Source organism: Bacillus sp. YC2 (genome assembly GCF_019891195.1).
Classification (GTDB): domain Bacteria; phylum Bacillota; class Bacilli; order Bacillales; family Bacillaceae; genus Bacillus.
Map to the genome: position 1 here is coordinate 393,477 of NZ_JAHXDO010000001.1, position 25,502 is coordinate 418,978.

Here is a 25,502-nt window from a genome sequence, read left to right on the forward strand (position 1 = left end):
TTGCACCCCCGCTTTGTACTGAAGGAAAATTCCGAATCCTTTAGTTCGCTAATATGATAATATGTTAGCAGATAAAAGAATGAAATGCAACGTCAATTGTCCGCCTATTCTTTTCCATAACCATGAATAAATCATGAACAAATCTGTAAACCTATTGGATCGCTCTAATTTGTAAGAACAGAAATGCTATAATACAAATAACAGCTGCATCAAGAACAAGGGAGAGTATAATGAAGACGCTCGGAACATTATGTGTGCTGATCCTGATAGCCGTTCTTGCCTATCTGGGATTCAACATATACACAAACGACATTCATCTGCCATTTTTTCATCAGTCCGACCCGGACTCTGATGAGAAAACGCCATTGAAAGGGAGCGCGGCACCGATGAATGTTGTGTTATACAGACAAATGGACGCGCCAAAACTGTACAATGGCTGTGAAGTGACAAGCCTTGCCATGGTGCTGAACTATGCGGGATATGATGCATCAAAAAATACGCTGGCGGACAAAATCGATACAGTGCCGCTGACATACAGCAGCGGGCTGAAGGGAAATCCGAATGATGGATTTGTCGGAGACATGGCAAACGGCCCCGGCCTGGGAGTCTACCATGAACCGATATATAAGCTTGCCAAGAAATACGCAGGAAACCGGGTTTATGATCTTACCGGAAAAGATATTTCCTCCGTGTACCGCCAGCTTGAAAAAGGGCGGCCGGTCTGGGTGATTATCACCACTGCCTTTAAGCCGGTTGATAATATGCAGACTTGGAATACGCCAAACGGAAAGGTCAGTATTACATACAGCATGCACAGCGTAGCCGTTACCGGATATGATCAAAATTACGTGTATGTCAATGACCCTTACGGCTATCAAAACCGAAAAACGGACCGGACCAGCTTTGAAAAAGCCTGGAAGCAAATGGGCAGCCAAGCCATCGTGATAAAGAAATAACAAAAAAACCCGCTGACTCTTTAATCAGCGGGTTTTCCCATTCGTTCCTTCATTTCTTTGCCGGTATAAATCAGCTTCATCGGGTTGCCGCCGACAAATGCCCCTGCCGGCACATCTTTATGCACAAGCGTACCGGCGGAAACAACGGCCCGATTACCGATTGTCACGCCGGGGAGAATGGTTGTATTCGCCCCGATCATCACCTCGTCACCGATTTTCACATGGCCGATCCGGTACTCATGAATTAAATATTCATGGGCCAAAATCGTCGTGTTGTAGCCGATAATGCTGTTTTTTCCGACAGTAATCTTTTCAGGAAACATGATATCAGGCATCACCATCAGTGCGAAGGATGTCTGTTTCCCGATGTCCATGTTCAAAAAAGTGCGGTACAGCCAATTTTTTATGCCTAAAAAAGGCGTATACCTCGCGATTTGAATCACGATGAAATTTTTCATCACCTTAAAAAAAGGAACCGTTTTGTAAACATGCCACAGTGAATTCGCACCTGAAACCGGATGACGGTCTGTTTTTCTCACGGATCACTTCACTCCGGTGATTTGTAATAAATCACTCATTTTCTCGAGCATGTAATCCGGTTCGTGCTTGGCAAGCTCTTTTGCGCCTTTGATCGTCCATGCGACACCTGCGGTTTGCGTGCCGGCGTTTTTTCCCGCCAATACGTCGTGATAGTTGTCGCCTACCATCATGGCTTCAGAAGGTTCGCTTCCGAGCTGCCGGAGCGCGAGACGCACAGGCTCCGGATCAGGCTTCGGGTTTTTGACATCATCAAGCGTGACGACCGTTTCAAAAAACGGTCCGATTCCCGTCAGCGCAAGGCCCATATTTACGGTATCCCTTAGCTTCGTGGTGACAATACCAAGCTTATATCCCGCCTTTTTCAATTCATCAAGCGTTTCATAAACTGTTTCATATTCTGTCACGAGCGCATCATGCATTTCATGGTTAAATGCCCTGTACATGCTGATCATTTCATCGCATTTTTCGGCGTTTATACCTGAAAAAGTTTCGTACAGAGGCGGGCCGATAAACGGAAGCACGTCCTCCCGCTGATACCGTCCCGGGCAATAATGGTCAAGCGTATGGAGATATGAAGCGATAATCAGCTCATTCGTATTAATCAGCGTGCCGTCAAGATCAAATAAAATGGTGGTTACACGTTTATCAGTCATCATACGTCCTTTCCGGTTTCCAGACGTCAGTCTGTGTCCGCATACCGCTTATCGGCATAACCCTTGACTCGTCTGAAAATCATCAAAATGATAGCAAGAACAATTAACACAATTGAAATCACTTGAGCGATGCGAAGGTTGCTCGTCAGCATCAGGCTGTCCGTCCGCATATGCTCAATAAAGAATCTGCCGATGGAATACCAGATGATATAGGTCAAAAACAGGTTGCCCCTGCGCAGATTCGCGCGCCGGAGCAGCAGGAGAAGAATGACGCCGATAAAACTCCACACTGATTCGTACAAGAAAGTCGGATGATAATATTGCCCGTTTATATACATCTGGTTCACGATGAAATCAGGCAAATGAAGGCTTTCTAAAAATGCCCGGCTGACAGGCCCCCCGTGAGCTTCCTGGTTGATAAAGTTCCCCCAGCGCCCGATGGCCTGCCCGAGTAAAATACTCGGCGCGGCAATATCCGCAAGCTTCCAGAAAGAGATGCCTCTCACTTTCGAAAAGACGATTCCCGTCGCAATCGCACCGATTAAACCGCCGTGGATCGCGATGCCGCCCTTCCAGGTTTTTATGATTTCTCCCGGGTGTTCTGAATAATAGCTCCACTCAAAAAGAACATAATACACCCGTGCGCAAATGATGGCGATGGGAATGGCAAAAAGAACAAGGTCAATAAAAATGTCTTTTTTCAGCCCGCGCTTTTCACTCTCTCTCATCGCCAGCCACAGCCCTAACAGAGCGCCCGCGCCGATAATGATCCCGTACCAATGAACGGAAAGGGGTCCCAGCTGTAAGGCAATCGGATTGATTGGTGTTATTGCTTCATTCATTGTATTGCCAACTCCTATTCGTCTTGTTCGCCGTCTTCAATGACATCCGCCAGCTTATGCGTAAATTGCTCGGCAGCATTTAAGCCCATCCGTTTTAATCTGAAGTTCATCGCCGCAACTTCGATAATGACAGCGAGATTTCGTCCGGGACGGACAGGGATTGTAAGCTTTGTAATTTCTGTATCAATGATTTTTATTTTTTCTTCTTCAAGTCCGAGACGATCGTATTGTTTCCCTTGCTCCCATAGCTCCAGATCCATGACGATTGTAATTCGTTTATTGCTTCTGACGGCTCCGGCGCCAAACAGCGTCATGACATTGATAATGCCGAGCCCCCTGATTTCGAGCAGATGCTCAATCAGATCAGGCGCATTGCCGACAAGCGTATCCTGATCCTCCTGACGGATTTCGACGCAGTCATCTGCGACAAGACGGTGTCCGCGTTTGACAAGCTCCAGCGCGGTTTCACTTTTTCCGACGCCGCTTTTACCCGTAATGAGTACGCCTACGCCGTATATGTCCACGAGCACGCCGTGAATGGCCGTCGTCGGCGCAAGACGGCTTTCAAGAAAGTTTGTCAGTCTGCTTGACAATCTGGTTGTTTTTAAAGGTGATCTGAGCACCGGCACACCGTTTTGTTCGGACGCTTCAATAAGCTCCGGCGGAATCGGCATATCTCTGGAAAGAATGATAGCAGGTGTGACATCGGTGCAAAGCGATTTCATTCTTTGTTTCTTATCTTCGTCAGGAAGCTGTTCAAAAAATGACAGTTCTGTTTTCCCCAGAAGCTGCACCCGTTCCCTCGGGTAATATGTAAAATAACCGGCGATTTCAATACCGGGCCGTGATAAATCACTCATCGTAATCGGGCGGTTAACCCCTTCTTCTCCGCTGATCAATTCTAAATTGAACTGCTCCATTACGTCTTTGGTCCGAACCTTTGCCAAGATATGTTCCTCCTGTTCTGGGATGTTCCGAGCTTTGAACAGTTATATTTTATCACTTTAGAGACTGAACCAAAACAGATTTATACAATTAGGCATAACTGGTCTAGATAACTAGTCTGAAAAGGAGTAAAATAAACATAACAAATCATCCAGAAAGGCGTGTTTGTAGTGGCTGAAAGCATTTTAATCAGCGGTGCCCGCATTGTAACAGAAAATGGAATCATCCAAAACGGATTCCTCGGAATGAAAAACGGGGTTATTTCGTATGCGGGTGACAAGAAGCCGCAAGAAACGTTCGATAAAGAGTGGCAGGCGCCAAAAGACTCTTATGTGCTTCCCGGTATGATTGATATTCATATCCACGGCGGCTATGGCGCAGATACGATGGATGCCGATTTTTCGGCTCTTGACACTTTGTCTTCCCGTCTGCCTGAAGAAGGAACGACATCTTTTTTAGCAACAACGATCACACAGCATCATGAAAGCATTGAAAAAGCGCTTGTTAACGCAAAAGAATGGACATCTTCCTCCGCACAAGCGGATAAAGGCGCAGAGCTGCTCGGCATTCACTTAGAAGGCCCGTTTGTCTCGCCAAAAAAGGCCGGGGCACAGCCAAAGCAGTGGATCACCCCCGCAGATCAGGACCTTTTTCAAAAATGGGAGCAGCTGGCGGGAGGGCTGATCAAAATTGTAACGCTTGCACCGGAAGAGGACGAGGATTTCAGCTTGATCCGTTATTTAAAAGGGCAAGCGATTATCCCGTCAATGGGGCATACAAACGCAGGCTCCGAGCTTTTAACAGAAGCGGCAGAGGCCGGCGCGCTGCATATGACCCATCTTTACAATGCCATGAGTTCTTTCCATCATCGCGAGCCGGGGGGCATCGGTACGGCTCTTGCCTGTGAGAACATTACGGCCGAGCTGATTACTGACGGTATTCATTCACATCCCTTAGCCGTAAAGCTTGCTTATTTGGCGAAAGGCAGCCAAAAGCTGATCATGATAACCGACTCTATGCGGGCAAAAGGGCTTCAGGACGGAGTGTATGAATTCGGAGGACAGAAGGTGTCGGTCCGCGGGAACACAGCCCTTCTTTCTGACGGAACGCTGGCAGGCTCCATCCTGAAAATGAATGAAGGCGCAGCGCTCATGCGCAGGTTTACAGATTGTTCTTGGCTGGATATAGCTAATATGACGTCAGCGAATGCCGCGCGCCGGCTCGGCATCTATGACCGCAAAGGAAGCATTGCGGAAGGAAAAGACGCGGATATTATTCTGACTGACGGACAGTGCAGCGTATTGGCAGCCATTTGCCGCGGAAACGCCGCATACATCTCAAAGGAGGTTGACTGGTCATGAATGTGATCAAATGCAGAAATTATGAAGAACTAAGCCAAAAAGCCGCAGCTATCATCGCTGAAACAATGAAGCAAAAACCTGATGCCGTCCTCGGCCTTGCGACTGGCGGCACACCGGAAGGCGTATATAAAGAGCTGGTGCGGATGCACCGAACGGAAGGCCTGTCATTTCAAAATGTCAGCACCATCAATCTTGATGAATACGCGGGACTTTCTCCTGAGGATAAAAACAGCTATCATTATTATATGAATACACATTTATTTGCACATATCGACAGCCGTAAGGACCGCCATTTTCTTCCCGACGGACGGGCAAACGACCTTGAGGCTGAATGCGAACGCTATGACCGATTGGCGGAATCGCTCGGCGGCGCGGATATTCAACTGCTGGGCATCGGGCATAACGGCCATATCGGCTTCAATGAACCGGGCACGCCATTTCAATCCCGGACGCACGTCGTTGAACTGGACGAAGAGACAAGGCAGGCAAATGCGCGATACTTCCCATCAATCGATCAAGTCCCGAAAAAAGCCGTTACAATGGGCATTGAAACAATTTTGTCCGGCAAGCGGCTATTGATCATGGCATCCGGGAAAAGCAAGGCTCAAGCGGTAAAACAGCTGCTGGACGGGAACATCAGCGAATCATTCCCCGCCTCGGCCCTGCATTTACACCCGGATGTCACGGTCTTGATCGATGAAGAGGCTGCGGGCTGACGCTTGAAAGGATTTTAACCTATGCATATTGATAAACAATCCCCGATTCCGATTTATTTTCAGATTATGGAGCAATTAAAGACACAAATCAAAAACGGCGAGCTGAAAGCGGACGCGCCGCTTCCATCGGAGCGCGAATACGCGGAGCAGTTCGGCATCAGCAGAATGACGGTGCGGCAGGCTCTTTCCAACTTGGTAAACGAAGGGTTTTTATACAGACAAAAAGGCCGGGGAACTTTCGTCAGCAAACTGAAAATGGAGCAGCCGCTGCAAGGTCTGACAAGCTTTACGGAGGACATGAGAAGCCGCGGAATGAAGCCGGGAAGCAGATTGGCAGAATATCAGCTGATTCCGGCTACTGAAGAATTGGCTTCTATTTTAGGATGCGGATATCCGTCAATGCTTCATAAAATCATCCGCGTCCGGCTGGCCAATGATATTCCGATGGCGCTCGAGGCTTCGTATATCCCGTTTGACATGGCAGGTAAGCTGGATGCCTCCCATTTCCGGTCATCCATGTATGAGCACATCGAGGAATACAATCAAATGCCGATTTCACGCGCAAAGCAGGAGCTTGAACCGGGAACAGCCTCACAGGAGGAAGCAGAGCTTCTCGGCATTCAGCCCGGCGCACCCGTCCTTTATATTAAGCGCACCACCTACCTGCAGGACGGCACGGCCTTTGAGCATGTCAAATCGGCATACAGAGGCGATCGCTACACATTTGTGCATTATATGGACAGACTCAAATAAAAAAATCTCCAATCCATTATGGATTGGAGACATGCCTGAAATCAAGCTGATCTGGAGAAGGGTGATAAGGCGGGTTCCCCGTTTTTAACATCCAGATCGGCGATTTTGTTTTGCCATTGAACGGGTCCTTCACGACGGTATACCAATAATAAACGGAATCTGCCTGAAGATCGTTCCAGACCCAATGTGCCGTTTTTCCGCTTTTTACGTGCTTTTTATGACCGAGCAGCTCATTCGTATAGATATTGCATTCAAAGTAATCGGTCGCTACCTTTTTCATTTTCGGTTCTAAATCCATTCCGGCTGAGAAGTCATCTTTATCGCCGAACAGGTCTGCATCATAGTAATTGATGTCATCTGTATACGGCGAGTAGGAGAACATATGCACTTGATTGGAGGCCTGGTCAAATTGCATCAGCCGCATGTAGCCTTGTCCGCCTTCCGGGCCGTCCTGATAATCAGTCAGGATTTGATGCACGAGGCGGTCCGCTTTTCCGTCCCCGTCATCATCAAGCGCGTCTGTTTTTCTCATTGCATTATGGTAGTGGCCGCTTAATACCATCATCACATTGCGGTTCGGCTTGACGACTTTTTTGTAAATCGTCTCTCCGATCGGGCTTCTGTTCCCGCTCACAAGCAAATATTCATGAAAGCATAAAATCGCCGTGCGGTCAGGATACTGCTTGAGCACCTTGTTGATCCAGTCAATATCTTGGCCGGTAATACCCCAGCCCATATAAATCATAATAAAGTCATTCCCGCTGCTTGACACTAAATCATAATGGCCGCGGTTATTTTTATATGATCCGCCGTAATGCAGTTTCTGATCAAAACGTTGGCTGCCGAAGTAATCCCCGAATGTCCGGTATGTGCCGTCCTTATGGCCGACATCATGATTACCGGCAAGCACCCCGTAAGGAATCCCCGCTTTATCGAGAATGCGCATCGAATGATCGGCGTTTTTCCACTGTTTCATATCCGTTGAATCATCGACAATATCACCCGTGTGAAATACATATTTAATATTGTGCTTTTCCTTATTTTCTTTCATCCACTCGGTCATCTTATCAAAAATATGCGGATGGCTTTTCGCATAATACTGCGTGTCCGACATCCAGACAAACGTATAATCGCCCTTTGCCGGGATCTCGTCCTGCACGATGACATTCATTTTAGAATGCTTCACAAAATCAGCTGCCGAAACGGAAGCCTTTAAGGTAAACGTTTTTTTATTTTTAGCGAGAAAACTGTCAGCCTCCTGCCAGCAGCTTGTCCGGTAATTCCATATATACATGGTTACCTTTCTGCCGGGCAAAGAACTTCCTTTCCAAACCGCTTCAGCCTGATCCGTTTCATCAACAGACGGATCAACCGTTACTTCAAACCGGTGATAAGGGAAGCGCTCCATATTTTCGGTTGTTACTGTCTTTCCGTCATTTGCCGAGATCTGATTCATTTCCGGCAAGGTAAAAGGCGTTTCATTTTCCTTTATCCCTTTCGGCGGCTCAGTCACCGAGGCGTGTTTATACACTTTTACGCTGCCCGGGTTCCGCGCAGTATAACGGAAGCCCCGATAAAAAGATAAATCCATCGCGTCCTTCGTCGGATCTTTTACACGAACGGACAGTTTTGCTTTATGGCCGCTTACTTTCTGACCGATCAGCTCAGGCTGGTTCGGCTGCTCCCGTACGGTGGTGAAGGTGCGGACGGCCGTCGTCTCGTTTCCGGCCAGGTCAGCCGCGCTGATTTTAAGAGTGTGCTTTCCAGGCTCAAGCTCCGCAGAGGACGTATGGTACGGGAGTGAAATGCTTTCTCCGTCCAAAAACGCTTTTACCTCTTCAACCTTACTCCATGTATCACGGATTTTCGCTTGCAGCACCAGATTTCCTTTCACCTTTTGGCCTTCGGTGATTCCGGGATCAATCTCAGGCCCCGTGTTATCAACGCGCACGGACATACTGACCTGTTCCTCACCGTCGCTGACAAAAATATGGTGATAGCCTTCAGAAAGCTTCGCCGTATTCCACTCCAAAAGACGGGATGTGAACAAATGATCCGGAAGGCTGAATCGGAAAGAAATGCTGTGATTCGCGCGCTGATTATCTCCGATAAACAGCTGCTTTCCCGGAGCTTGCTCCCCGTCTCTGATGACGGTTCCGTCGGAAAGCACAAGGCGGGCATTTTTCACCAGAAAATCATCGCGATTTTCCCCCGTGTCATAAGGGGACACCTTTGACCCTGAACGGATCGCGACCCTCGGTGTCTGTCCGCCTTTTTGCAGCAGCCGCTCCGGCAGCAGAACCGAGTACGTTCGGTAGCGGTGGGTCGGATCGTCAAAAATTTTAATGACCTCGTTTTCCATCATGACCGCATTTTGAAAATAGAGATTCGTTTTTCGGGTATCAAAGGCAAAATAAACCTCTTTCTCCAGTGCCGGGCGTGTCTGCTGAAGCTTCCCGTCAATCCACAGCTTAATCTTATCCGCGCTGATGTCTGATGTGGCTTTGAGCAGGTGTGTGCCCGATATCGTATCATTAGGTTCAATGTTCATTCGCAAACCGTGTGACTTGCTCGTCTGCTCAATGTCAATCATTTTAACAGGCGTTTTCGCTTCATTTTCTCCGTCACCTGCAACGATATAATACTCAAGCTGATCCTGTCCGATCAATTCGGGAGAATAAATGATATGGTGATATAAATGATCGTTGCGATCTTTTTCGGCCAATATTCTTTTAAATGGTTTCTTTTCATTGGTCCGATAATAAAAAGCAGCCGTTTTGACAAGGTTTTTGTCACGAATGTCAGCTTTCAATTCAATGCTTTCCGTCGGGCGGACGGGTTTTCTATTCGTGAGATCTTCAATGACCGGCTTTTCCTTATCAGGCTTGGTCGGCCGTTTTTGCTGAGGGACCTGCGCCTGATAAACGGAACCCGGTGACGGCTTCTGTTCGCTTGTGGAAATCGCCAGCAGCTCTTCCGTTCCGTTCAGCGGATATTTATAAAGCAAAGAAGACAGGCGCCTGAATGCATGCTTTCGGTAATGCGCAACCGCTATGTCTTTTCCTGTATTCGTTGACAGCACCACGGCCCGCGGCCGTGAATTCGCCATTCCTTCCGTCTCTTCAATGACTGCAAGATTTTCCCCTTCTTTCAAGCCGGTTCCGTAATAACGGTTAAAATCCTCTGCTGTAAGCTCTGATGAAGCGCGCCTCAGCCAAAACACATAGGCGCCGCCGGATGGAATGACCGCGTCTTTTGCCGGCTTCCATATTAAATCGGATTCCGGCCCTTCCTTAGGATAGCGGTAGCGGATTTGATAATCTTTAAAATGAATCGGCCTGTCCGTTGTGTTATAGACCTCAATAAATTCATAGGCGTCACCGCGGCTGTCATTTTTCGTATCAACGGCCAGCTCCGTAATCATCAGCTCGGGAATGTGCGCCAAATCGGCTTGATAACCGTCAAGCTTCAGCCGCTTCGTTTCCGATTCCGCACGCTGTTTGCCGTTCGAGAAGACAATGTAATATTCTAATTCCCCATTCCAGATCTCACGTTTTGAAATCTGCGCCATAAATGCCTGAATGGAACCGGGCGCAGGCTCCATCGGCACCATTTTAAACCCCAGCTCATTGCTTTGTTTATAAAACAGAAAAGCCGAAAATGCTTTATATGCGGCATCGCGTACATGAGCTTGTATGAACAGGTTTCTTTTCATTTCCGCCTTCACTTCTATTTGGGGAGGACTCTCCAAAAGCGGTATGTAATGAGGCGGCTGTCCGAAATCCTGCTGAATGACGGGGGTCACCGATCCTTTGTGCGCCGCGTCTGCAGAAGGACTCACACAAAGCAAACCAATCAGAAAAAAGAGCGTCATCACACATTTCATCTCATTACCTCCCTATGCATTATGTTGCGTCAGGAGGAGGCCTCTTATGTAAACGGCAAATAAAAAAAGCTGCCGGCAGACAGCTCTTTTTTATCTCTTTCTCAGCGGCTCCAATATACCTTTTTGAATCAGTAAATGAAAAACAGAAAGGACGACGGATGCCCAAATGGCGGTGCCGAAGCCGTCGATTTGGAAGCTGCTTCCCATCAATGCCGCGGTCATCATTAAGGTAATGGCATTGACGACAAACAAGAAGAGACCAAGTGTCACAACAGTAACGGGCAATGTCAAAATGATGATGATCGGTTTGATCAGCACATTTAACACAGAAAGAATCAGACTTGCGATGACAGCCGCTCCGATACTGCTGATATGGACGGAATCAAAATATCCCGCAATGACGATTAATAATAAAGCATTTACTAAAATGCTGACTGCCCATTTGATCATTTATTTCAAATCTCCTTCTAAAGGTACAACAAAACACCAAATAATATAAACAAGCGGTACGAGTCCGCTCGTTAAAAGCGTTAAGACAACGGCTATGATGCGCAAAAGTGACGCATCCATATTGAGATACTCCGCCAATCCGCCGATGACACCCGCAATTTTACGATTTTTTTCTGAACGATAAAGTCTTTTCATACGATCACCTCTGAGTATGCTTTAGCTTAATTGCGCCTGTTAATGATTCTGAGAAAATGGATATGCTCTGATCGTGGCCTTGATTTGACGCCAGCATCAATTCTTTTTGTATTGTATCGTTTTTTTCCTTTAAAATCTCCGCATCAATCAGCTCGTGGGTGAGAGAGCCGAGATTGCTTTTCAGCTCCGCCTTAACGGCCGCATCATCAGGCAGGGCAAGCTCCACATTTCCGGTCGTGGTTTTTGTGTAAACGGAGCGGCAATGCGGCGCTGTTACGGTGAGCGTAATATTGCCGTTAAAGCTTTGAACGTCAATGGTTTCACTCTCACCGCGTAAATCAATCAGGCCATTGATTGTTTCCGCTTCAATCGTTCCGCATTTGTGCCCCGCCAGCTTGATTTGTCCGTTAGCCGTTTCCGCCGACGCTTTTTCAGCCGTTAAATGAGAAAATGACAGAACGCCGTTTGTCGTTTTCGCCGAGAATTCTTTTACATGTAAATGTTCCCCTCTTATCGGGCCGTTAAACAGCTTCACCCGTATCTTATCGTACTCCTTTTGGGGAACATACAGCGTCACGTTGGTCTTCATTGTTTTCTTTTCCGTGCGGATAAAAAACTTGTTGCCTTTCACTTCACATTCGATATGCTGAAGAAACGCGGTGCGCGCAGCCTCCTGGCTGTCCGCCCGGTAGACCTTTGCCTGGCACTCCGCCCTGATATCTTCGTCCGCCCACGGCACGATATTGACGCTGCCGTTTGCAATCTGCATGTCAATGCCGGAGAATTCGCTGTCTTTAAATTGGAAAATATGCTGCACATCATATGCATGGCCGAAATTTAAATCAAGATCAGCTTCTTTCACTTTTTTCACGGCCGAATCAATCCAGTCAAACAGCTTAGCCCCGAGTGACGGCTTTTGGGTCCCTTTGACTCCGCTTTCCGCTTCTTCGGCAGAGTCAATTACATTCGTTGATAACGCGGTGATCTGCTCTTCTTTTTCTTTATATTCATTGTCCAGCTTCTCAATGAGCGTAAGGGCTTCCTGCGCAGTCAGCTTCCCTTCCTCCACCAGCTTTAAAATCCGTTCTTTCTCCTGCTTCATACAAAACTCCTCCCCATCTCTTCTTATGCCTGGCGTAAAACCTTAATTCCCTGAATAACATTCCAAATGACCATCCCAATGACGATGAGAAAATAAACAATCGCTCCTGTTATCATAACAAAAACCGGAAGCATACTCTCCTCCTGAGCCGTGATCGCTCCGCCGACAACTCCGGCAATGACAATCAGCCCTCCCGCAAACGGAATGATGTGAGAAATAAGAGCGCGTACGGCATGGCGCTTCGTTTCTTTTTCATCGACGACAAAATAAGCCACGATCGGAACGATAAGCGGTGCGATAAACACGCTGAAATAACAGATGGATGAAATAAGCGCTTGATTGCGATTCAAATGAAAACACTCTCCTGTGATATAGTTTAAAATACCATTCCTTATACATACGTATGACGAAACTCTGGGTTTCATTTTCATTCTATGGACATGCTTCAATATGCGTAATTTTTGATTTAAGAGAATTCGCTATAGAATCTTTCCCCCGAACCGATTACAATATGTAACAAAGCCTGACCGTATGCAAGGAGGACATACAAATGGAGAAAGACCCCGGAAATGAGCAAGTAACAGAAGAAAATCTGCTGAAATTGATTCGTGAACAAAAAAGGATGAACAACGAAATGCTGGCTGAGCTGGAACAAATCAAAGCAGCCCCTTCTCCCATTTCTCATGATATTCAATATATAAAAGTGCTGCTGGACAGCAGCAGCACCCATATTCTTCAGGATCTGATGAGTTTAAGCAGGCAGCTTCCCCATCAGAAAAAAAGCCTGTAAAACAGAAGCCCAAAACCGTTCAGTTTTGGGCTTTTTTCATTCATATATTACGTAGCCGCTGTTTCTTTTTCGGCCAGAAGGGTTTTCATTCGTTTTTTATCGCGTTCCATGACCGGTTTCAAATATCGGCCGGTATATGATCCTTTCACTTCGGCAACCTCTTCAGGCGTCCCCGACGCTACGATCATACCGCCGCCTGATCCGCCTTCCGGCCCCAAGTCTACGATATAATCCGCCGTTTTAATAATATCGAGGTTATGTTCAATGACCAAAACGGTATCCCCGTTGTCCACAAGTCTTTGAAGCACAACTAACAATCTGGCGATATCATCCACGTGGAGACCTGTCGTCGGTTCGTCCAGAATATACAGCGTACGGCCTGTTGAGCGCTTATGCAGCTCGGAAGCAAGCTTGACGCGCTGCGCTTCTCCGCCTGACAGCGTCGTCGCCGGCTGGCCGAGTGTCACATACCCTAAACCTACATCAGCAAGGGTTTGAAGTTTGCGTCTGATTTTCGGGATATTTTCAAAGAAAGCCAGAGCATCTTCCACGGTCATATCGAGCACGTCGGAAATGCTTTTTCCTTTGTATGTGATCTCAAGCGTCTCCCGGTTGTAGCGTTTGCCGTGACACACTTCACACGGCACGTACACATCAGGCAAAAAGTGCATCTCAATTTTAATGATTCCGTCGCCGCGGCAGGCTTCACAGCGCCCGCCCTTCACATTGAAGCTGAACCGGCCTTTTTTATAGCCGCGCACCTTCGCCTCATTCGTCTGCGCGAACACATCGCGGATGTCATCAAACACGCCTGTATAGGTTGCCGGATTCGATCTCGGCGTTCTGCCGATCGGCGCCTGATCGATATCGATCACCTTATCGAGATGGTCCAGCCCCTTGATCTCTTTGTGGCTGCCCGGTTTCGCTTTTGCTTTATGAAGTTTTTGCGCCAGCGCCTTATGCAAAATTTCGTTAACGAGCGTGCTTTTTCCGGAACCGGACACACCCGTTACCGCGGTGAATGTTCCGAGCGGGAATTTGGCATTCGCTTTTTTCAGATTGTTTTCTGCAGCGCCTTTAATCTCAATGAATCGGCCGTCTGGTTTTCTTCTTTCCGGAGGCATCGGGATAAATTGAGCCCCTGATAAATATCTTCCGGTTAAAGATTTCTCATCATTCATGACCTCTTCAGGCGTACCCGCAGATATGACCTGACCGCCGTGAATGCCGGCTCCGGGGCCGATGTCTATTAAATAATCGGCCGCCATCATCGTATCTTCATCATGCTCGACGACAATCAGCGTATTGCCGAGATCCCTCATGTTTTTCAGCGCGCTGATCAAACGGTCATTGTCACGCTGGTGAAGGCCGATGGACGGTTCATCGAGAATATAGAGCACACCCGATAAACGGGAACCGATCTGTGTCGCAAGCCTGATACGCTGCGCTTCCCCGCCTGACAGGGTTCCTGCCGCACGGCTCAATGTCAGATAATCGAGCCCGACTTTGTCTAAGAAACTGAGGCGTTCCACGATTTCCCGCAAAATTAAATCGGCGATCTGCATATCTTTCTCCGACAGCGTCAGATTCTTGAAAAATTCGAGCGCGTCACCTACGGACAGCTCGGTGATGGTGCCGATATGCCGGCCGTTAACTAAGACGGCAAGCGCTTCTTTTTTCAGGCGGTAGCCTTTGCACGTCGGGCACGGCTTCTGGGACATATATTGCTCCATCTGTTCACGAATATAATCAGAGCTTGTCTCTTTATATCTTCTCTCGATGTTGCGCAGCACGCCTTCAAATTCAATCTCATTTTCGCGCACTTGTCCGAAATCATTTTCGTATTTAAAATAGATCCGTTCATTGCCGCTGCCGTACAGCACCTTATCAAGCTGATGCTTCGGCAGGTCTTTGACGGGAATCTCCATATCTATTCCGTAATGGCTGCACACTGCCTGAAGCAGCTGCGGGTAATACTGTGAACTGATCGGCGTCCACGGCGCAATCGCATGTTCCTTCAATGACAGCTCCTGATTTGGAATGACCAGATCCGGGTCCACCTCAAGCTTCAAGCCAAGTCCGTCACACGTCGGGCATGCGCCGAACGGGCTGTTAAACGAAAACAGACGCGGCTCAAGCTCGCCAATCGAAAAACCGCAAAGCGGACAGGCGTGATGCTCACTGAACATCAGCTCCTCCTGGCCGATTACATCAATTAAGACACGGCCTTCGCCTAAGCGGAGGGCGGTTTCCAGCGAGTCGGAAAGCCGCGCGGCAACGCCTTCCTTCACAACAATCCGGTCTATGACAACTTCAATGGAATGCTTTTTATTTTTCTCAAGCTCGATATCATCGGAAAGTTCGGCCATTTCTCCGTCAATCCGAACTCTCACATAGCCTTGTTTTCTGATTTGTTCAAGCACTTTGACGTGTGCGCCTTTTCTGCCGGATATAATCGGCGCGAGCACTTGAAGCTTTGTCCGCTCAGGATATTCAAGAATCCGGTCGACCATTTGTTCGATCGTTTGGGATGTAATTTCAATGCCGTGCTCCGGGCAGTGCGGCTTACCGACTCTCGCATATAAAAGACGGAGATAATCATAAATCTCCGTTACCGTTCCGACTGTTGACCTCGGATTGCGGCTTGTCGTCTTCTGGTCGATGCTGATGGCGGGCGAAAGCCCCTCAATCGCATCAACGTCAGGCTTATCCATCTGGCCTAAAAATTGGCGCGCATAGGCAGAAAGCGATTCGACATATCGTCTCTGTCCTTCTGCGTATATCGTATCAAAGGCAAGGGACGATTTTCCCGAGCCGGATAAGCCCGTCACGACGACGAGCTTATCCCGCGGAATCGTCACATCGATGTTTTTCAAGTTGTGCGCCCTTGCCCCTTTCACCTCGATCCGGTCTATAGCCATGTTTTCATCATCCTTCCGCTTTTAGCTCTAACAATAAGTCACGAAGCTCCGCCGCCCGCTCAAAATCAAGCGCTTTGGCTGCTTCTTTCATTTCAAGTTCCATTTGCTCAACGACTTTCTGGCGTTCTTTTTTCGTCATTTTCGCCAGCTTCGGCGCGGCTTTTGTTTTATATTCTTCTTTATCCTCGGCAGCTTGCGTCGCGCGGATCACATCGCGTATTTCCTTATTGATCGTTTGCGGCGTGATGCCGTGGATTTCGTTAAAGCGCTCTTGTTGTTCACGGCGCCGTTTCGTCTCACTAATCGCGACTTCCATGGAATGCGTCATTTTGTCGGCATACATGATGACGCGGCCTTCTGAGTTTCGGGCAGCCCGGCCGATCGTCTGAATCAGCGAACGCTCGGAACGGAGGAACCCTTCCTTGTCCGCATCCAAAATGGCGACAAGCGACACTTCCGGTATATCAAGCCCTTCTCTCAGCAGGTTGATTCCGATTAACACATCGTGTTTGCCGAGACGGAGATCCCGAATGATTTCAATCCGTTCCAGCGTCTTAATTTCGGAATGCAGGTAATTGACTTTAATGCCGATTTCCTTCAGATAATCGGTCAGGTCCTCTGACATTTTTTTCGTCAGCGTCGTGACGAGCACTCGTTCATTCCGTTCAATTCTCGTCTGAATCTCGCCGATCAAATCATCAATCTGCCCCTCAATCGGACGGACTTCAATGATAGGATCAAGAAGCCCCGTCGGTCTGATGATCTGCTCGATCATTTCCGGTGTATGTTCGATTTCGTACGGTCCCGGCGTAGCCGATACATAAACGATATTGTGCATGTGCTTTTCAAATTCCTCGAATCGAAGCGGACGGTTATCAAGCGCGGACGGCAGGCGGAAGCCGTGATCCACAAGCACCTGCTTTCTTGCCTGGTCACCGTTAAACATGCCGCGCACCTGCGGAATCGTCACATGTGATTCGTCAACGACAATCATAAAGTCGTCGGGGAAATAATCAAGCAGCGTATACGGCGTAGAGCCTGCCGGACGGAGCGTTAAATGTCTCGAATAGTTCTCAATGCCGGAGCAGAAACCCATTTCCCGCATCATTTCAAGGTCATATCTCGTCCGCTGCTCCAGACGCTGCGCTTCAAGGAGCTTGCCGTTTTCATGCATGACTTTCAGGCGCTCCTCAAGCTCTTGCTCAATGTTTACAATCGCTTTTTCCATCTTTTCGGCCCGGGTGACGAAGTGGGAAGCAGGGAAGATCGCGACATGGTCGCGGTCGCCGAGAATTTCTCCGGTCAGCGCGTCAACCTCTCTGATCCGCTCAATTTCATCGCCGAAAAATTCGACTCTGATGCAGTGTTCGTCACGGGAGGCCGGGAAGATTTCCACAACGTCTCCGCGCACACGGAACGTCCCGCGCTGAAAGTCGATGTCATTGCGGGCATACTGGATGTCTACAAGCTTTCTCAGCAGCTCGTTCCGTTCAATCTCCATTTCCGTCCTGAGCGAAACGACCATTTCGCGGTATTCTTCCGGCGAACCGAGGCCATATATACAAGACACACTCGCGATAATAATGACATCTCTCCGTTCAAAGAGAGAGGATGTCGCGGAGTGCCTGAGTTTATCAATTTCATCGTTAATGCTTGCGTCTTTCTCTATAAATGTATCCGTTTGAGGCACGTACGCCTCCGGCTGATAATAATCGTAGTAGCTGACAAAATACTCAACAGCGTTGTTCGGGAAAAATTCTTTGAACTCGCTGTAAAGCTGTCCGGCAAGGGTTTTATTATGGGCGATGACAAGTGTCGGTTTGTTTACTTCTTTAATGAGATTCGACACTGTAAAGGTTTTACCCGTTCCCGTCGCTCCCAGAAGAGTCTGGTGTTTTCTGCCTTCCTGAATGCCTTTGACAAGCTTCTCAATCGCTTGCGGCTGATCTCCCTGGGGCTGGTATTTCGAGACTAACTCAAAACGATCTTTCACAAAAAAGCCTCCGTTTCTTTACGAAATCTTCCTATTGATATAGTAACACAATGACGGTAAAAATCACTAAAAATACGAACTAAAGTTCGATGGTTTATTTTTACCAAGTTAATTTCTGTATAAAAAACCTGCTTTTATGGCGTAAAAGCAGGCATTCACATTTCATATTCACTATGTCAGGCATTATCTTTCTTTTTGTCTGCTTCTTTTTTGGCCATGTACAAACCGCCGGCCACCAAAGACACCACGTCTAATCCAACGATAAAATACGTTTCTGTGTACCCTTTTAAGTAGGATGCGAAAAGCAGTGCGGCGGTGAGAGCGATAGCCACATAGTGGTTAAATGTAACCCGCGTAAAAAGGACGACCAGCATAAAAGGGAAACATAATGCAAAAACGGCTTTTGTAATCACAAAAACCCTCCTCGGGAATTCTTCATCTCATCTGATTATAGTAAAAAATGAAGAATCGGACAATCGTTCCCCTATTATTACATTACCCTTTTTCAGCAATCTTCAATCATTCATCTGAAAAATATGAATGTATATCAATTGAACTATTAACAAGATGAATCGTTATACCTTTATTCATCCAAAAGGTGCAGGAGGATTAGGCCTTTGTGTCTTTGACAGTTTCTTCCTCTCTCTTTACAATGGAATGATAGTGTTCACTATCATTTTCTTAGTGATCAAAAGAAGGGGGTCATATCACATGTATTCAGTACTTTTTAATAAAGCTGAGGAATCCAGCCGCTTAGCCGGCGCAAAAGGGATGAATCTGATTAAACTAACGAAAAACGGGCTGCCCGTTCCCGACGGTTTTGTCATTCAGACGAATGCCCTGACACGTTTTATAGAAGACAACCAGCTTCGGGACGATGATGAACAGATGGGGCGCGCTATCATTAACGGCACGTTTTCTAAAGAGCTGAAAGATGAACTGACCGCATCGTTTTATGATTTGAGAGAATCATATGCTTCGGTGGCCGTACGTTCCTCATCAGCGTCTGAAGATCTGGAAGGCGCTTCATTCGCCGGTCAGTACGAAACCTATTTAAATATAAAAACGGAGGAAGAGTTTCTCGGAAAAGTGAAAGAATGCTGGGCTTCCTTTTTCTCAGCCCGGGTGAGCCGTTATAAAGAGAAAATGCAAAATGACATTACGGAGCCGTTAATGGGCGTCGTTGTGCAGGGATTAATCGAGTCAGAGGTGTCGGGCGTCATTTTCAGCCGCAACCCCGTCACGCATGATGACGGAGAACTCATGATCTCAGCGAGCTACGGCCTCGGGGAAGCAATCGTCTCCGGCAGCGTGACGCCCGACACGTATCTCGTCAATAAGGAGACATTTCAGATTGAGAAAGAAATCGGATTAAAGGAAATGTTTATATTTTCTCAAGCAGAAGGCGTGGCGGAAAAGGAAACGAGCGATGATATGAGAAGCCGCTTTTGCCTTGATGACGAAAGGGTTAAAGAGCTTGCCGAGCTGACGAAAAAAACGGAGGCGCTGTACGGCTACCCCGTTGATCTTGAATTCGGAATTGCCGAAAACAAGCTGTATCTGCTTCAGGCCCGTCCGATTACCACAATAGAACAGGATCAAAAAGCGGCTGACGAGGAGCGTGAATTTATGATTACACCTCTCGATCAGAAGGATTTTTGGCTGAATATGGAGGCCAATATCGAAGGACCCGTCAGCCCGTTATTCGCCTCTCTCATCGTTCCGGCTTTAGAATACGGGCTGCAGCAGAGCGTGAAAACATTTCCTGTAATGGGTGTGGAAATTGAGCGGGTAAAGCTTCATCAGGGCCATATTTTTTCCAAACAAAGAAAAGTAGCGGAGCAGCCGCCTTCAGAACAAACAGAAGCGCTTTTTCCGGTTTTAGCTGAACGCATGTACGATATTATTAACGAAACATTTCTTCCTTTTTATAAAAGGCTGGACGAACTGGCGCATGTGACCCATACGCCTGAGAGCGCCCTTGATGCGTTCCAAAAACTGAAAGCCTTCTATTTAAAAGGATATGAAGAACATTTCAATATCATCTTTCCCCAGATTGCTTTAAGCATGAAACTGGAAGCCATGTACGGACAGATCGAAGAAGAAAACAGCGCCCTTTTGTACGAAATGCTGGCGGGAGTGATGAACAAATCATTGGAGACAGACAGGCATCTTTGGCTGCTCGCGCAAAAAGTGAATAACAGCCCGGCATTACAGCGCGTATTCAGCACCTATCATGCCGATGAACTGCATCAAACGCTCCTGCAATCCGAAGAAGGGAAGCGCTTTCTCCAGAAAGTCGGCCACTTTTTAGAGGAGTATGGATGGAGATCTGTGAAAAGTCATGACCTGATTGAAGAAACATGGGCGGAAAACCCTTATTTCGCATTGGCCAATATCCAAAACTATGTCCGCAGCGGCTACGATTTTGACAGCGAATTCAGCAAAACGATTGAAAAAAGAAAACAGCTCTACGCTTCGTTTTTGGAAAAAGTCGAGGATGACAGCTTCCGGAAAACCTTTGACCGCTATTATCAGTGGACGCTGTCTTCATCCGTGATTAAAGACGATCACCATTTTTATATTGACGCGATGCTTGACGCAAAAGCACGCCTATGTCTCTTGAAAATCGGCGAGCTGTTAAAAGAGCAGGGCGTTATCAATGATCGGGAGGATATGTGGTATTTATACGGCGATGAAGTCGAGGAAGCCTTAATGTCTCCGGCGCCGATGCAAGAAAAGGCGGCAGAACGGAAACAACTGCTTCGAGACTATCAATTGCTTGAAGCGCCCGCTTATCTCGGCACGCCGACTCCCGAACAGCTAAAAGCGGCAGAACAGATTACAGGATCAATTACAGAAGATGAAAAAAACACCGAACAACACATTTACGGCCTCGCGGCTTCAAGCGGCATCGCCAGCGGCCCGGTGAAGATCATTCGTGACGCAAGTGAATTTTCCCGCTTTTCATCTGGAGATGTGCTTGTCTGTAAAATGACGACACCGCTTTGGACCAGTCTGTTTCAGGATGCAAAGGCAGTCATTACAGACACCGGCGGCATCTTATCGCACGCGGCCATCATCGCAAGAGAATACGGGCTTCCTGCCGTTCTAGGCACACGTGCTGCGACTGACAGGCTGAAAGACGGCGACATCGTCACGGTTGACGGCACGAGCGGCAAAATCACCATTGTCAAACGCGCTTCATATTAGGTTTCCCTCTTTATCATACCGGCGGGGCGGGTGTATACTTGTCCTGCCAGTAATTACGCGAGGTGAAACATGTTGAGGACGACAAACAGGAGAATTCTTGACGCTGCAATGGACCTTATTATTAAAAAAGGGTACCGCGCCGCAACAACAAAGGAAATAGCCGAACAGGCCAATGTAAGCGAAGCAACGATTTTTCGTAATTTCAAAAACAAACAAGGATTAATGAAAGCCATCATTGAGCAGCAGACGCAAACCCCGGAAAGCATCATCGAAAAGACAGAAGGCGACCCGTATAAAGATTTGCTTCATATCGGCACCTGTCTCTTAAAACAATTAGAACATAAAAAAGAGGTGTTTCGGATTTGCTTGCGTGAACCGGAAATGTTTGAAGATCTGCTTCAGGATATTGTCGTGTATCCGCAATCTGTAAAAAAGTATTTGATTGTTTATTTTAAAGGGCTGACAGAGAAAAACATCATCAGCCCCGGCTGTGAAGAAGCAAATGCAGACGTTTTTATGACGATGATTTTTGGTTATTTCACGCACCGCCTGCAGCTTGGGAAAAGAGTCATATCTCTTCCTGAAGAAACCATGCTGAGACACAGCACTGAGATTTTTGTCAAAGGAATCATCAGCCGGTAATTCCGGCTCCAAAGGAGGATATGAATGGGTTCAAAGAAAGAATGGGCGCTGATCGTTTCACTTTTGCTGGGGGCAATTCTCGTCCCTATCAATTCTACGATGATTGCAGTAGCCCTTTCATCCATTTCCCGGTCATACAGCGAATCTCTCGCCAGCATCACTTGGGTTGTGACCGTCTATTTAATTGTGATGGCCGTGACACAGCCCATTGCCGGCAAGCTCGGTGATATGTACGGAAACAAAAAAATGTATTTATGGGGCGTCGGTCTCTTTCTGATTGCGTCGCTGGGATGCGCCCTCTCGCCGAGTCTTTTCTTATTAATCGTTTTCCGCGCGCTCCAGGCAGCCGGCGGCGCTTTGCTTACGCCAAACAGCATTGCCATCATCCGGCATGTCGTGTCTGAAAAACGCCTTCCGAAAGTATTCGGTTTTTTCGGTCTCGGCGCCGGCCTCGGCGCGGCTCTCGGCCCGTTTATCGGTTCACTTTTGATTGAAAGCTTCAGCTGGCATTCTATCTTTTGGGTCAACATCCCATTTCTCGCTATCGCACTTGTGACGGCATTGATGATGTTTCCTAAATATAAAGAAAAAACTTCTGACGCGCCGCTTGATTTGATCGGCTCGCTTTTGCTCGCCGGAAGCATCGTATCTATTATTTTGCTGACGAAAAATGAAAGCACTTGGGGCTATTGGCTGTACGGCCTGCTTATTCTTTTGTTTGTTCCGTTTTTTTTCAGACGGGAGATGCGGACGAAACATCCGATTATTGATTTTGATCTTTTCAAAAACTCAACCTTTACGAGCGCCAATCTGTCAGTCTTATTAAGTAATTTAATGATGTACGCCGTCTTATTGATCATGCCGCTGTTTATGACAAACCATTTCAGTTTAAATACATCTCAAAGCGGCATGGCGCTATCGGTCTTTTCCGTCTTCATGTCAGCAAGCAACTGGGGCGGCGCTCAGCTTCATCATAAATGGGGCGCAAGAAGAATGATTTTTCTGTCATTCGGATTGATGGCCGGAGCGAATATCTTATTTTTACTCTTAGTTCATTCCCATTCCGTTCCGTTCCTCATGACATCGCTTATGTTAGGAGGCCTCGCTTCAGGTGCAGGACTGACGAGCATGCAGGTGTCATCCCTTGCGACGGTCGAGCCGGGTATGTCCGGAATTGCATCCGGCATCTTTTCCACCTTCCGCTATTTCGGAAGTATTATATCTTCCGCTTTGATCGGTTTGATTTCCGGATTTCATATTCTGTTTATGATTCTGATCGGTGTTTCCATTATCGGCTTGTTCGTGTCATTAGGCATTAAGTCCGGCGAAACGGCCCAAACGCAAAATCATTCAGCTTAACAGAAAAAGGTTCCTGAGAATATGATTCTCGGAACCTTTTTCTAGTTTTTATCCTTCGTCCTCCCCCGCCGTATCGCAACCCCGTTTGATATAAAAAGAGAGAAAAGAGGAATGAATGGCTGAGAGTTTAGAACAAGTTCGCCCGCTGGCGCCGGCACTGATCGTCAATACCGTTCAACATAATACGGAAGGAACGACAGCTGATCCCGTTCTTACCTATTCGCCAGATATCTGAAGACGGCACATACTGTCACAGGCATTATTGCATCAGAAATGCATCCCGCTGACATTGTGTTCCGCCCTTAAACAAAAACAGCCCGGCGGCACCGGGCTGTTTTTTTATAATGCAGCTGTCTCTTCCTGCTCATGTTCATCTTGCACAAACAAAATACCTAATTGGTGATGTTCGCCCTCATAAGACGCACGCTGATCAAAACGGATTTGGCCGTTTAAACCGATGATCTCCATTTTTACAAATGCGCGGTTTTTTTGAAGTGCTTCATAAAACTCCGATACATGCTTCACAGGGATGCCGTTTACTTTCGTAATGATCTCACCGATCTTCAGGTCGAGATCCTCCGCCGGCGTATTCGGAATGATGCCGAGAACCATTAAACCTTGATCACGTTTAGAGAAATAAAACGGAGCCGCGTTATCATTCATGCGCTGTCTTAATGACAAAAACAGACGTCCGACCACCGCTGTACAAGCAGCGGCCCCCGCAAGCGGCGTCCACCAAAGACCCGCAGCTCCGACAGCCGTAACAATAAGCCCGAGAATCATAATCCGTTTTGCCGTTATCCTCATGCTTATTTTCGGAAGTGACCCTTGCACACGCTGTCCGAAACCGACGATGTAAGGAATCCAGATAAAATGGAAAGAGCCGCCCGGCACGGTAAAAACAGGCCACCAAGAAAGGTGTGACTCAAGTCCGTTGCCCGGCACCAAGATGAAAAGCGGAAGCAGCCAGGCGCGATTCGCCAATTGACGCCCAATCGGCAGGCCCCTGCTGCTGACAACAAGCGCAGGAGACGTTTTCAGATGGGCCGAACGGTATGCAGCCGCTCCTTCCGTAATAATCAAAAGACCCAAAAACACGGCGGCAGAAGCCCAATTCACTCCGAATGCTTGCGGAAACCGCTCTGTAAAAGGCTCCGACTGGCTAAAATGAAGGATAAAGGCAATCAGCATGGCCGTGCTGACAATATAAGCCGATGACAGCCAATTCATGCGGAAAGTAAGCGCCGCAAGAGCCGTTACAGCAGCAATAATGCCTAAAAGACCGAGCGGAATTGAGATCCCCAGCCCAAATAACAGTATCGAGAGAAGAATTCCCGGTATTAGGCCTTTAATGTATGTAAAAGTAAGCTCATCATACATATCTGCGATTTTCGTATGAAACGTATGCCGTTCACGTTTTATCCGCAAATATCCGCACGCGAGACTTATGATGATAAAAAACCAAAATAGCGGGTGCAAAAAAAACAGACCAACACTTTTTAACAGTTCAATCCCCCATTGAACAGACATTACTTTCACCGCCTCAAGCCAAACATTTTAATTCTATTCTACCAAATAATAATTGGCTTGGATATGATTAAACGCCTACCTCTCCTGTGTCATCCACAGCGTAACATTCGAGAGAGAGAAATCCTTCAGATAATGGTCGACTTCAGCATCGATCACTCCGCTGATCAAGAGCATCGACCTTTTGATGTCCGTCAGATTGATTCCCAGACGTTTATGATTTTTCATTAAGTAAGTGAAATAATGTTCTGCACATTCTTCGTTAATGTCGTTAACGCATTCAACATTTGTGTAATTCACCAGATATCTGCTGAACAGCATAAGAAGACTTAGTGCTTTTGTTGCTGAAAATGTGACGTCTTTTGTTCTGTCTTTTAGTTGTTCCACTAATTCGTAATATTTTTTTTCACGCACAATACTTGCCCTCTTCAATTGTGAACCCCCATTTTTTTATCCAAATAAGCACGGGTGATTACAGCTGCCGTGCTGAAGTGCTGACAGTCGCTGCCGGCACCATTCAATTCGAAGTGCAGCTGCCAAAAAACGAAATCTGTTCTCTATTAGAACCTTCTTTAATTGTAAGAACTAAAACAGACTGAGGCAACTTGCAAAAGTTTCATTTTAAATACATATTAACTCGGCATAAAGTCTCTCTTCT

Annotated in this window: 22 protein-coding genes; 8 read left to right on the forward strand and 14 right to left on the reverse strand. The window is 47.2% G+C overall.

What is annotated here, in order from left to right; genetic code table 11:
* The first annotated feature begins 230 nt into the window (after window positions 1–230).
* Window positions 231–956, forward strand: coding sequence for a C39 family peptidase (locus tag KY305_RS01970; protein WP_223061125.1), 726 nt, complete (start codon window positions 231–233; stop codon window positions 954–956).
* A 20-nt stretch (window positions 957–976) separates the two neighbouring features.
* Here KY305_RS01970 and KY305_RS01975 read toward each other — a convergent pair whose 3' ends face one another.
* Genes KY305_RS01975 through hprK form a run of 4 tightly spaced genes read right to left on the reverse strand, consistent with a single transcriptional unit; the run spans window position 977 to window position 3,938 of the window.
* The gene (locus tag KY305_RS01975) at window positions 977–1,495 is read right to left on the reverse strand and encodes an acyltransferase (RefSeq protein ID WP_223061126.1); all 519 of its coding nucleotides are present in this window, start codon (window positions 1,493–1,495) and stop codon (window positions 977–979) included.
* 3 nt (window positions 1,496–1,498) lie between these two features.
* A complete protein-coding gene (gene ppaX, locus KY305_RS01980) occupies window positions 1,499–2,149 on the reverse strand; it encodes a pyrophosphatase PpaX (RefSeq protein WP_223061613.1) in 651 nt (216 codons plus the stop codon).
* Window positions 2,150–2,175: 26 nt separating this feature from the next.
* Entirely contained in the window at window positions 2,176–2,991 is an 816-nt protein-coding gene (lgt, locus tag KY305_RS01985) for a prolipoprotein diacylglyceryl transferase (RefSeq protein ID WP_223061127.1), read from the reverse strand.
* Between the two features lie 14 nt (window positions 2,992–3,005).
* The gene (gene hprK, locus KY305_RS01990) at window positions 3,006–3,938 is read right to left on the reverse strand and encodes an HPr(Ser) kinase/phosphatase (RefSeq protein WP_223061128.1); all 933 of its coding nucleotides are present in this window, start codon (window positions 3,936–3,938) and stop codon (window positions 3,006–3,008) included.
* A 168-nt stretch (window positions 3,939–4,106) separates the two neighbouring features.
* Here hprK and nagA point away from each other — a divergent pair, with 168 nt between their 5' ends.
* The 3 genes from nagA to KY305_RS02005 are packed head-to-tail and all read left to right on the forward strand — an operon-like array spanning window position 4,107 to window position 6,766.
* Window positions 4,107–5,297 (forward strand): N-acetylglucosamine-6-phosphate deacetylase, encoded by a 1,191-nt coding sequence (nagA, locus tag KY305_RS01995; RefSeq protein WP_223061129.1) that lies wholly within the window; start codon window positions 4,107–4,109, stop codon window positions 5,295–5,297.
* Window positions 5,294–6,013 carry a glucosamine-6-phosphate deaminase gene (gene nagB, locus KY305_RS02000; protein ID WP_223061130.1) on the forward strand — a complete coding sequence of 240 codons (720 nt, stop codon included), beginning with the start codon at window positions 5,294–5,296 and terminating at the stop codon, window positions 6,011–6,013. Before nagA ends, nagB begins: the two co-directional genes overlap by 4 nt.
* 21 nt (window positions 6,014–6,034) lie before the next feature.
* Window positions 6,035–6,766 carry a GntR family transcriptional regulator gene (locus KY305_RS02005; RefSeq protein WP_214802615.1) on the forward strand — a complete coding sequence of 244 codons (732 nt, stop codon included), beginning with the start codon at window positions 6,035–6,037 and terminating at the stop codon, window positions 6,764–6,766.
* Between the two features lie 16 nt (window positions 6,767–6,782).
* Here the strand turns inward: KY305_RS02005 and KY305_RS02010 are convergent, their stop codons facing one another.
* The 5 genes from KY305_RS02010 to KY305_RS02030 all read right to left on the reverse strand — a co-directional run bounded on the left by KY305_RS02010 (window position 6,783) and on the right by KY305_RS02030 (window position 12,749).
* Window positions 6,783–10,652 (reverse strand): lamin tail domain-containing metallophosphoesterase family protein, encoded by a 3,870-nt coding sequence (locus KY305_RS02010; protein ID WP_223061131.1) that lies wholly within the window; start codon window positions 10,650–10,652, stop codon window positions 6,783–6,785.
* A 90-nt stretch (window positions 10,653–10,742) separates the two neighbouring features.
* Window positions 10,743–11,102, reverse strand: coding sequence for a phage holin family protein (locus KY305_RS02015; protein ID WP_214802601.1), 360 nt, complete (start codon window positions 11,100–11,102; stop codon window positions 10,743–10,745).
* Complete coding sequence (locus KY305_RS02020) at window positions 11,103–11,297, reverse strand: PspC domain-containing protein (protein ID WP_214802599.1); 195 nt, start codon at window positions 11,295–11,297, stop codon at window positions 11,103–11,105.
* A gap of 4 nt (window positions 11,298–11,301) precedes the next feature.
* Complete coding sequence (locus tag KY305_RS02025; RefSeq protein WP_223061132.1) at window positions 11,302–12,399, reverse strand: DUF4097 family beta strand repeat-containing protein; 1,098 nt, start codon at window positions 12,397–12,399, stop codon at window positions 11,302–11,304.
* A gap of 23 nt (window positions 12,400–12,422) precedes the next feature.
* Complete coding sequence (locus tag KY305_RS02030) at window positions 12,423–12,749, reverse strand: hypothetical protein (RefSeq protein WP_223061133.1); 327 nt, start codon at window positions 12,747–12,749, stop codon at window positions 12,423–12,425.
* 200 nt (window positions 12,750–12,949) lie between these two features.
* Here KY305_RS02030 and KY305_RS02035 point away from each other — a divergent pair, with 200 nt between their 5' ends.
* A complete protein-coding gene (locus tag KY305_RS02035) occupies window positions 12,950–13,189 on the forward strand; it encodes a hypothetical protein (protein WP_061522686.1) in 240 nt (79 codons plus the stop codon).
* A gap of 47 nt (window positions 13,190–13,236) precedes the next feature.
* Here the strand turns inward: KY305_RS02035 and uvrA are convergent, their stop codons facing one another.
* The 3 genes from uvrA to KY305_RS02050 all read right to left on the reverse strand — a co-directional run bounded on the left by uvrA (window position 13,237) and on the right by KY305_RS02050 (window position 18,516).
* Window positions 13,237–16,110: an excinuclease ABC subunit UvrA gene (uvrA, locus tag KY305_RS02040; RefSeq protein WP_223061134.1), complete on the reverse strand. Its 2,874-nt coding sequence runs from the start codon at window positions 16,108–16,110 to the stop codon at window positions 13,237–13,239.
* 7 nt (window positions 16,111–16,117) lie between these two features.
* On the reverse strand, window positions 16,118–18,103 hold the full coding sequence (uvrB, locus tag KY305_RS02045) for an excinuclease ABC subunit UvrB (protein ID WP_223061135.1): 1,986 nt from the start codon (window positions 18,101–18,103) through the stop codon (window positions 16,118–16,120).
* A gap of 176 nt (window positions 18,104–18,279) precedes the next feature.
* A complete protein-coding gene (locus tag KY305_RS02050) occupies window positions 18,280–18,516 on the reverse strand; it encodes a CsbA family protein (protein ID WP_003151438.1) in 237 nt (78 codons plus the stop codon).
* Window positions 18,517–18,814: 298 nt separating this feature from the next.
* Here KY305_RS02050 and KY305_RS02055 point away from each other — a divergent pair, with 298 nt between their 5' ends.
* The 3 genes from KY305_RS02055 to KY305_RS02065 all read left to right on the forward strand — a co-directional run bounded on the left by KY305_RS02055 (window position 18,815) and on the right by KY305_RS02065 (window position 23,317).
* Window positions 18,815–21,316: a PEP/pyruvate-binding domain-containing protein gene (locus tag KY305_RS02055; protein WP_223061136.1), complete on the forward strand. Its 2,502-nt coding sequence runs from the start codon at window positions 18,815–18,817 to the stop codon at window positions 21,314–21,316.
* A gap of 72 nt (window positions 21,317–21,388) precedes the next feature.
* Window positions 21,389–21,958 (forward strand): TetR/AcrR family transcriptional regulator, encoded by a 570-nt coding sequence (locus KY305_RS02060; protein WP_223061614.1) that lies wholly within the window; start codon window positions 21,389–21,391, stop codon window positions 21,956–21,958.
* A gap of 24 nt (window positions 21,959–21,982) precedes the next feature.
* Window positions 21,983–23,317: an MFS transporter gene (locus KY305_RS02065; RefSeq protein WP_223061137.1), complete on the forward strand. Its 1,335-nt coding sequence runs from the start codon at window positions 21,983–21,985 to the stop codon at window positions 23,315–23,317.
* Window positions 23,318–23,656: 339 nt separating this feature from the next.
* Here KY305_RS02065 and minJ read toward each other — a convergent pair whose 3' ends face one another.
* Complete coding sequence (gene minJ, locus KY305_RS02070; protein ID WP_223061138.1) at window positions 23,657–24,847, reverse strand: cell division topological determinant MinJ; 1,191 nt, start codon at window positions 24,845–24,847, stop codon at window positions 23,657–23,659.
* Window positions 24,848–24,922: 75 nt separating this feature from the next.
* A complete protein-coding gene (swrA, locus tag KY305_RS02075) occupies window positions 24,923–25,276 on the reverse strand; it encodes a swarming motility protein SwrAA (RefSeq protein ID WP_214802572.1) in 354 nt (117 codons plus the stop codon).
* Window positions 25,277–25,502 lie beyond the last annotated feature (226 nt).

Excerpts from the sequence above, each read along its gene's own strand:
- KY305_RS02065 (WP_223061137.1), top strand. The coding sequence starts at position 21,983 with ATGGGTTCAAAGAAAGAATGGGCGCTGATCGTTTCACTTTTGCTGGGG.
- KY305_RS02020 (WP_214802599.1), bottom strand. The coding sequence starts at position 11,297 with ATGAAAAGACTTTATCGTTCAGAAAAAAATCGTAAAATTGCGGGTGTC.
- minJ (WP_223061138.1), bottom strand. The coding sequence starts at position 24,847 with ATGTCTGTTCAATGGGGGATTGAACTGTTAAAAAGTGTTGGTCTGTTT.
- KY305_RS02055 (WP_223061136.1), top strand. The coding sequence starts at position 18,815 with ATGTATTCAGTACTTTTTAATAAAGCTGAGGAATCCAGCCGCTTAGCC.
- KY305_RS02035 (WP_061522686.1), top strand. The coding sequence starts at position 12,950 with ATGGAGAAAGACCCCGGAAATGAGCAAGTAACAGAAGAAAATCTGCTG.
- KY305_RS02025 (WP_223061132.1), bottom strand. The coding sequence starts at position 12,399 with ATGAAGCAGGAGAAAGAACGGATTTTAAAGCTGGTGGAGGAAGGGAAG.
- KY305_RS02005 (WP_214802615.1), top strand. The coding sequence starts at position 6,035 with ATGCATATTGATAAACAATCCCCGATTCCGATTTATTTTCAGATTATG.
- ppaX (WP_223061613.1), bottom strand. The coding sequence starts at position 2,149 with ATGACTGATAAACGTGTAACCACCATTTTATTTGATCTTGACGGCACG.
- KY305_RS01970 (WP_223061125.1), top strand. The coding sequence starts at position 231 with ATGAAGACGCTCGGAACATTATGTGTGCTGATCCTGATAGCCGTTCTT.
- lgt (WP_223061127.1), bottom strand. The coding sequence starts at position 2,991 with ATGAATGAAGCAATAACACCAATCAATCCGATTGCCTTACAGCTGGGA.
- nagB (WP_223061130.1), top strand. The coding sequence starts at position 5,294 with ATGAATGTGATCAAATGCAGAAATTATGAAGAACTAAGCCAAAAAGCC.
- KY305_RS02010 (WP_223061131.1), bottom strand. The coding sequence starts at position 10,652 with ATGAAATGTGTGATGACGCTCTTTTTTCTGATTGGTTTGCTTTGTGTG.
- uvrA (WP_223061134.1), bottom strand. The coding sequence starts at position 16,110 with ATGGCTATAGACCGGATCGAGGTGAAAGGGGCAAGGGCGCACAACTTG.
- KY305_RS02015 (WP_214802601.1), bottom strand. The coding sequence starts at position 11,102 with ATGATCAAATGGGCAGTCAGCATTTTAGTAAATGCTTTATTATTAATC.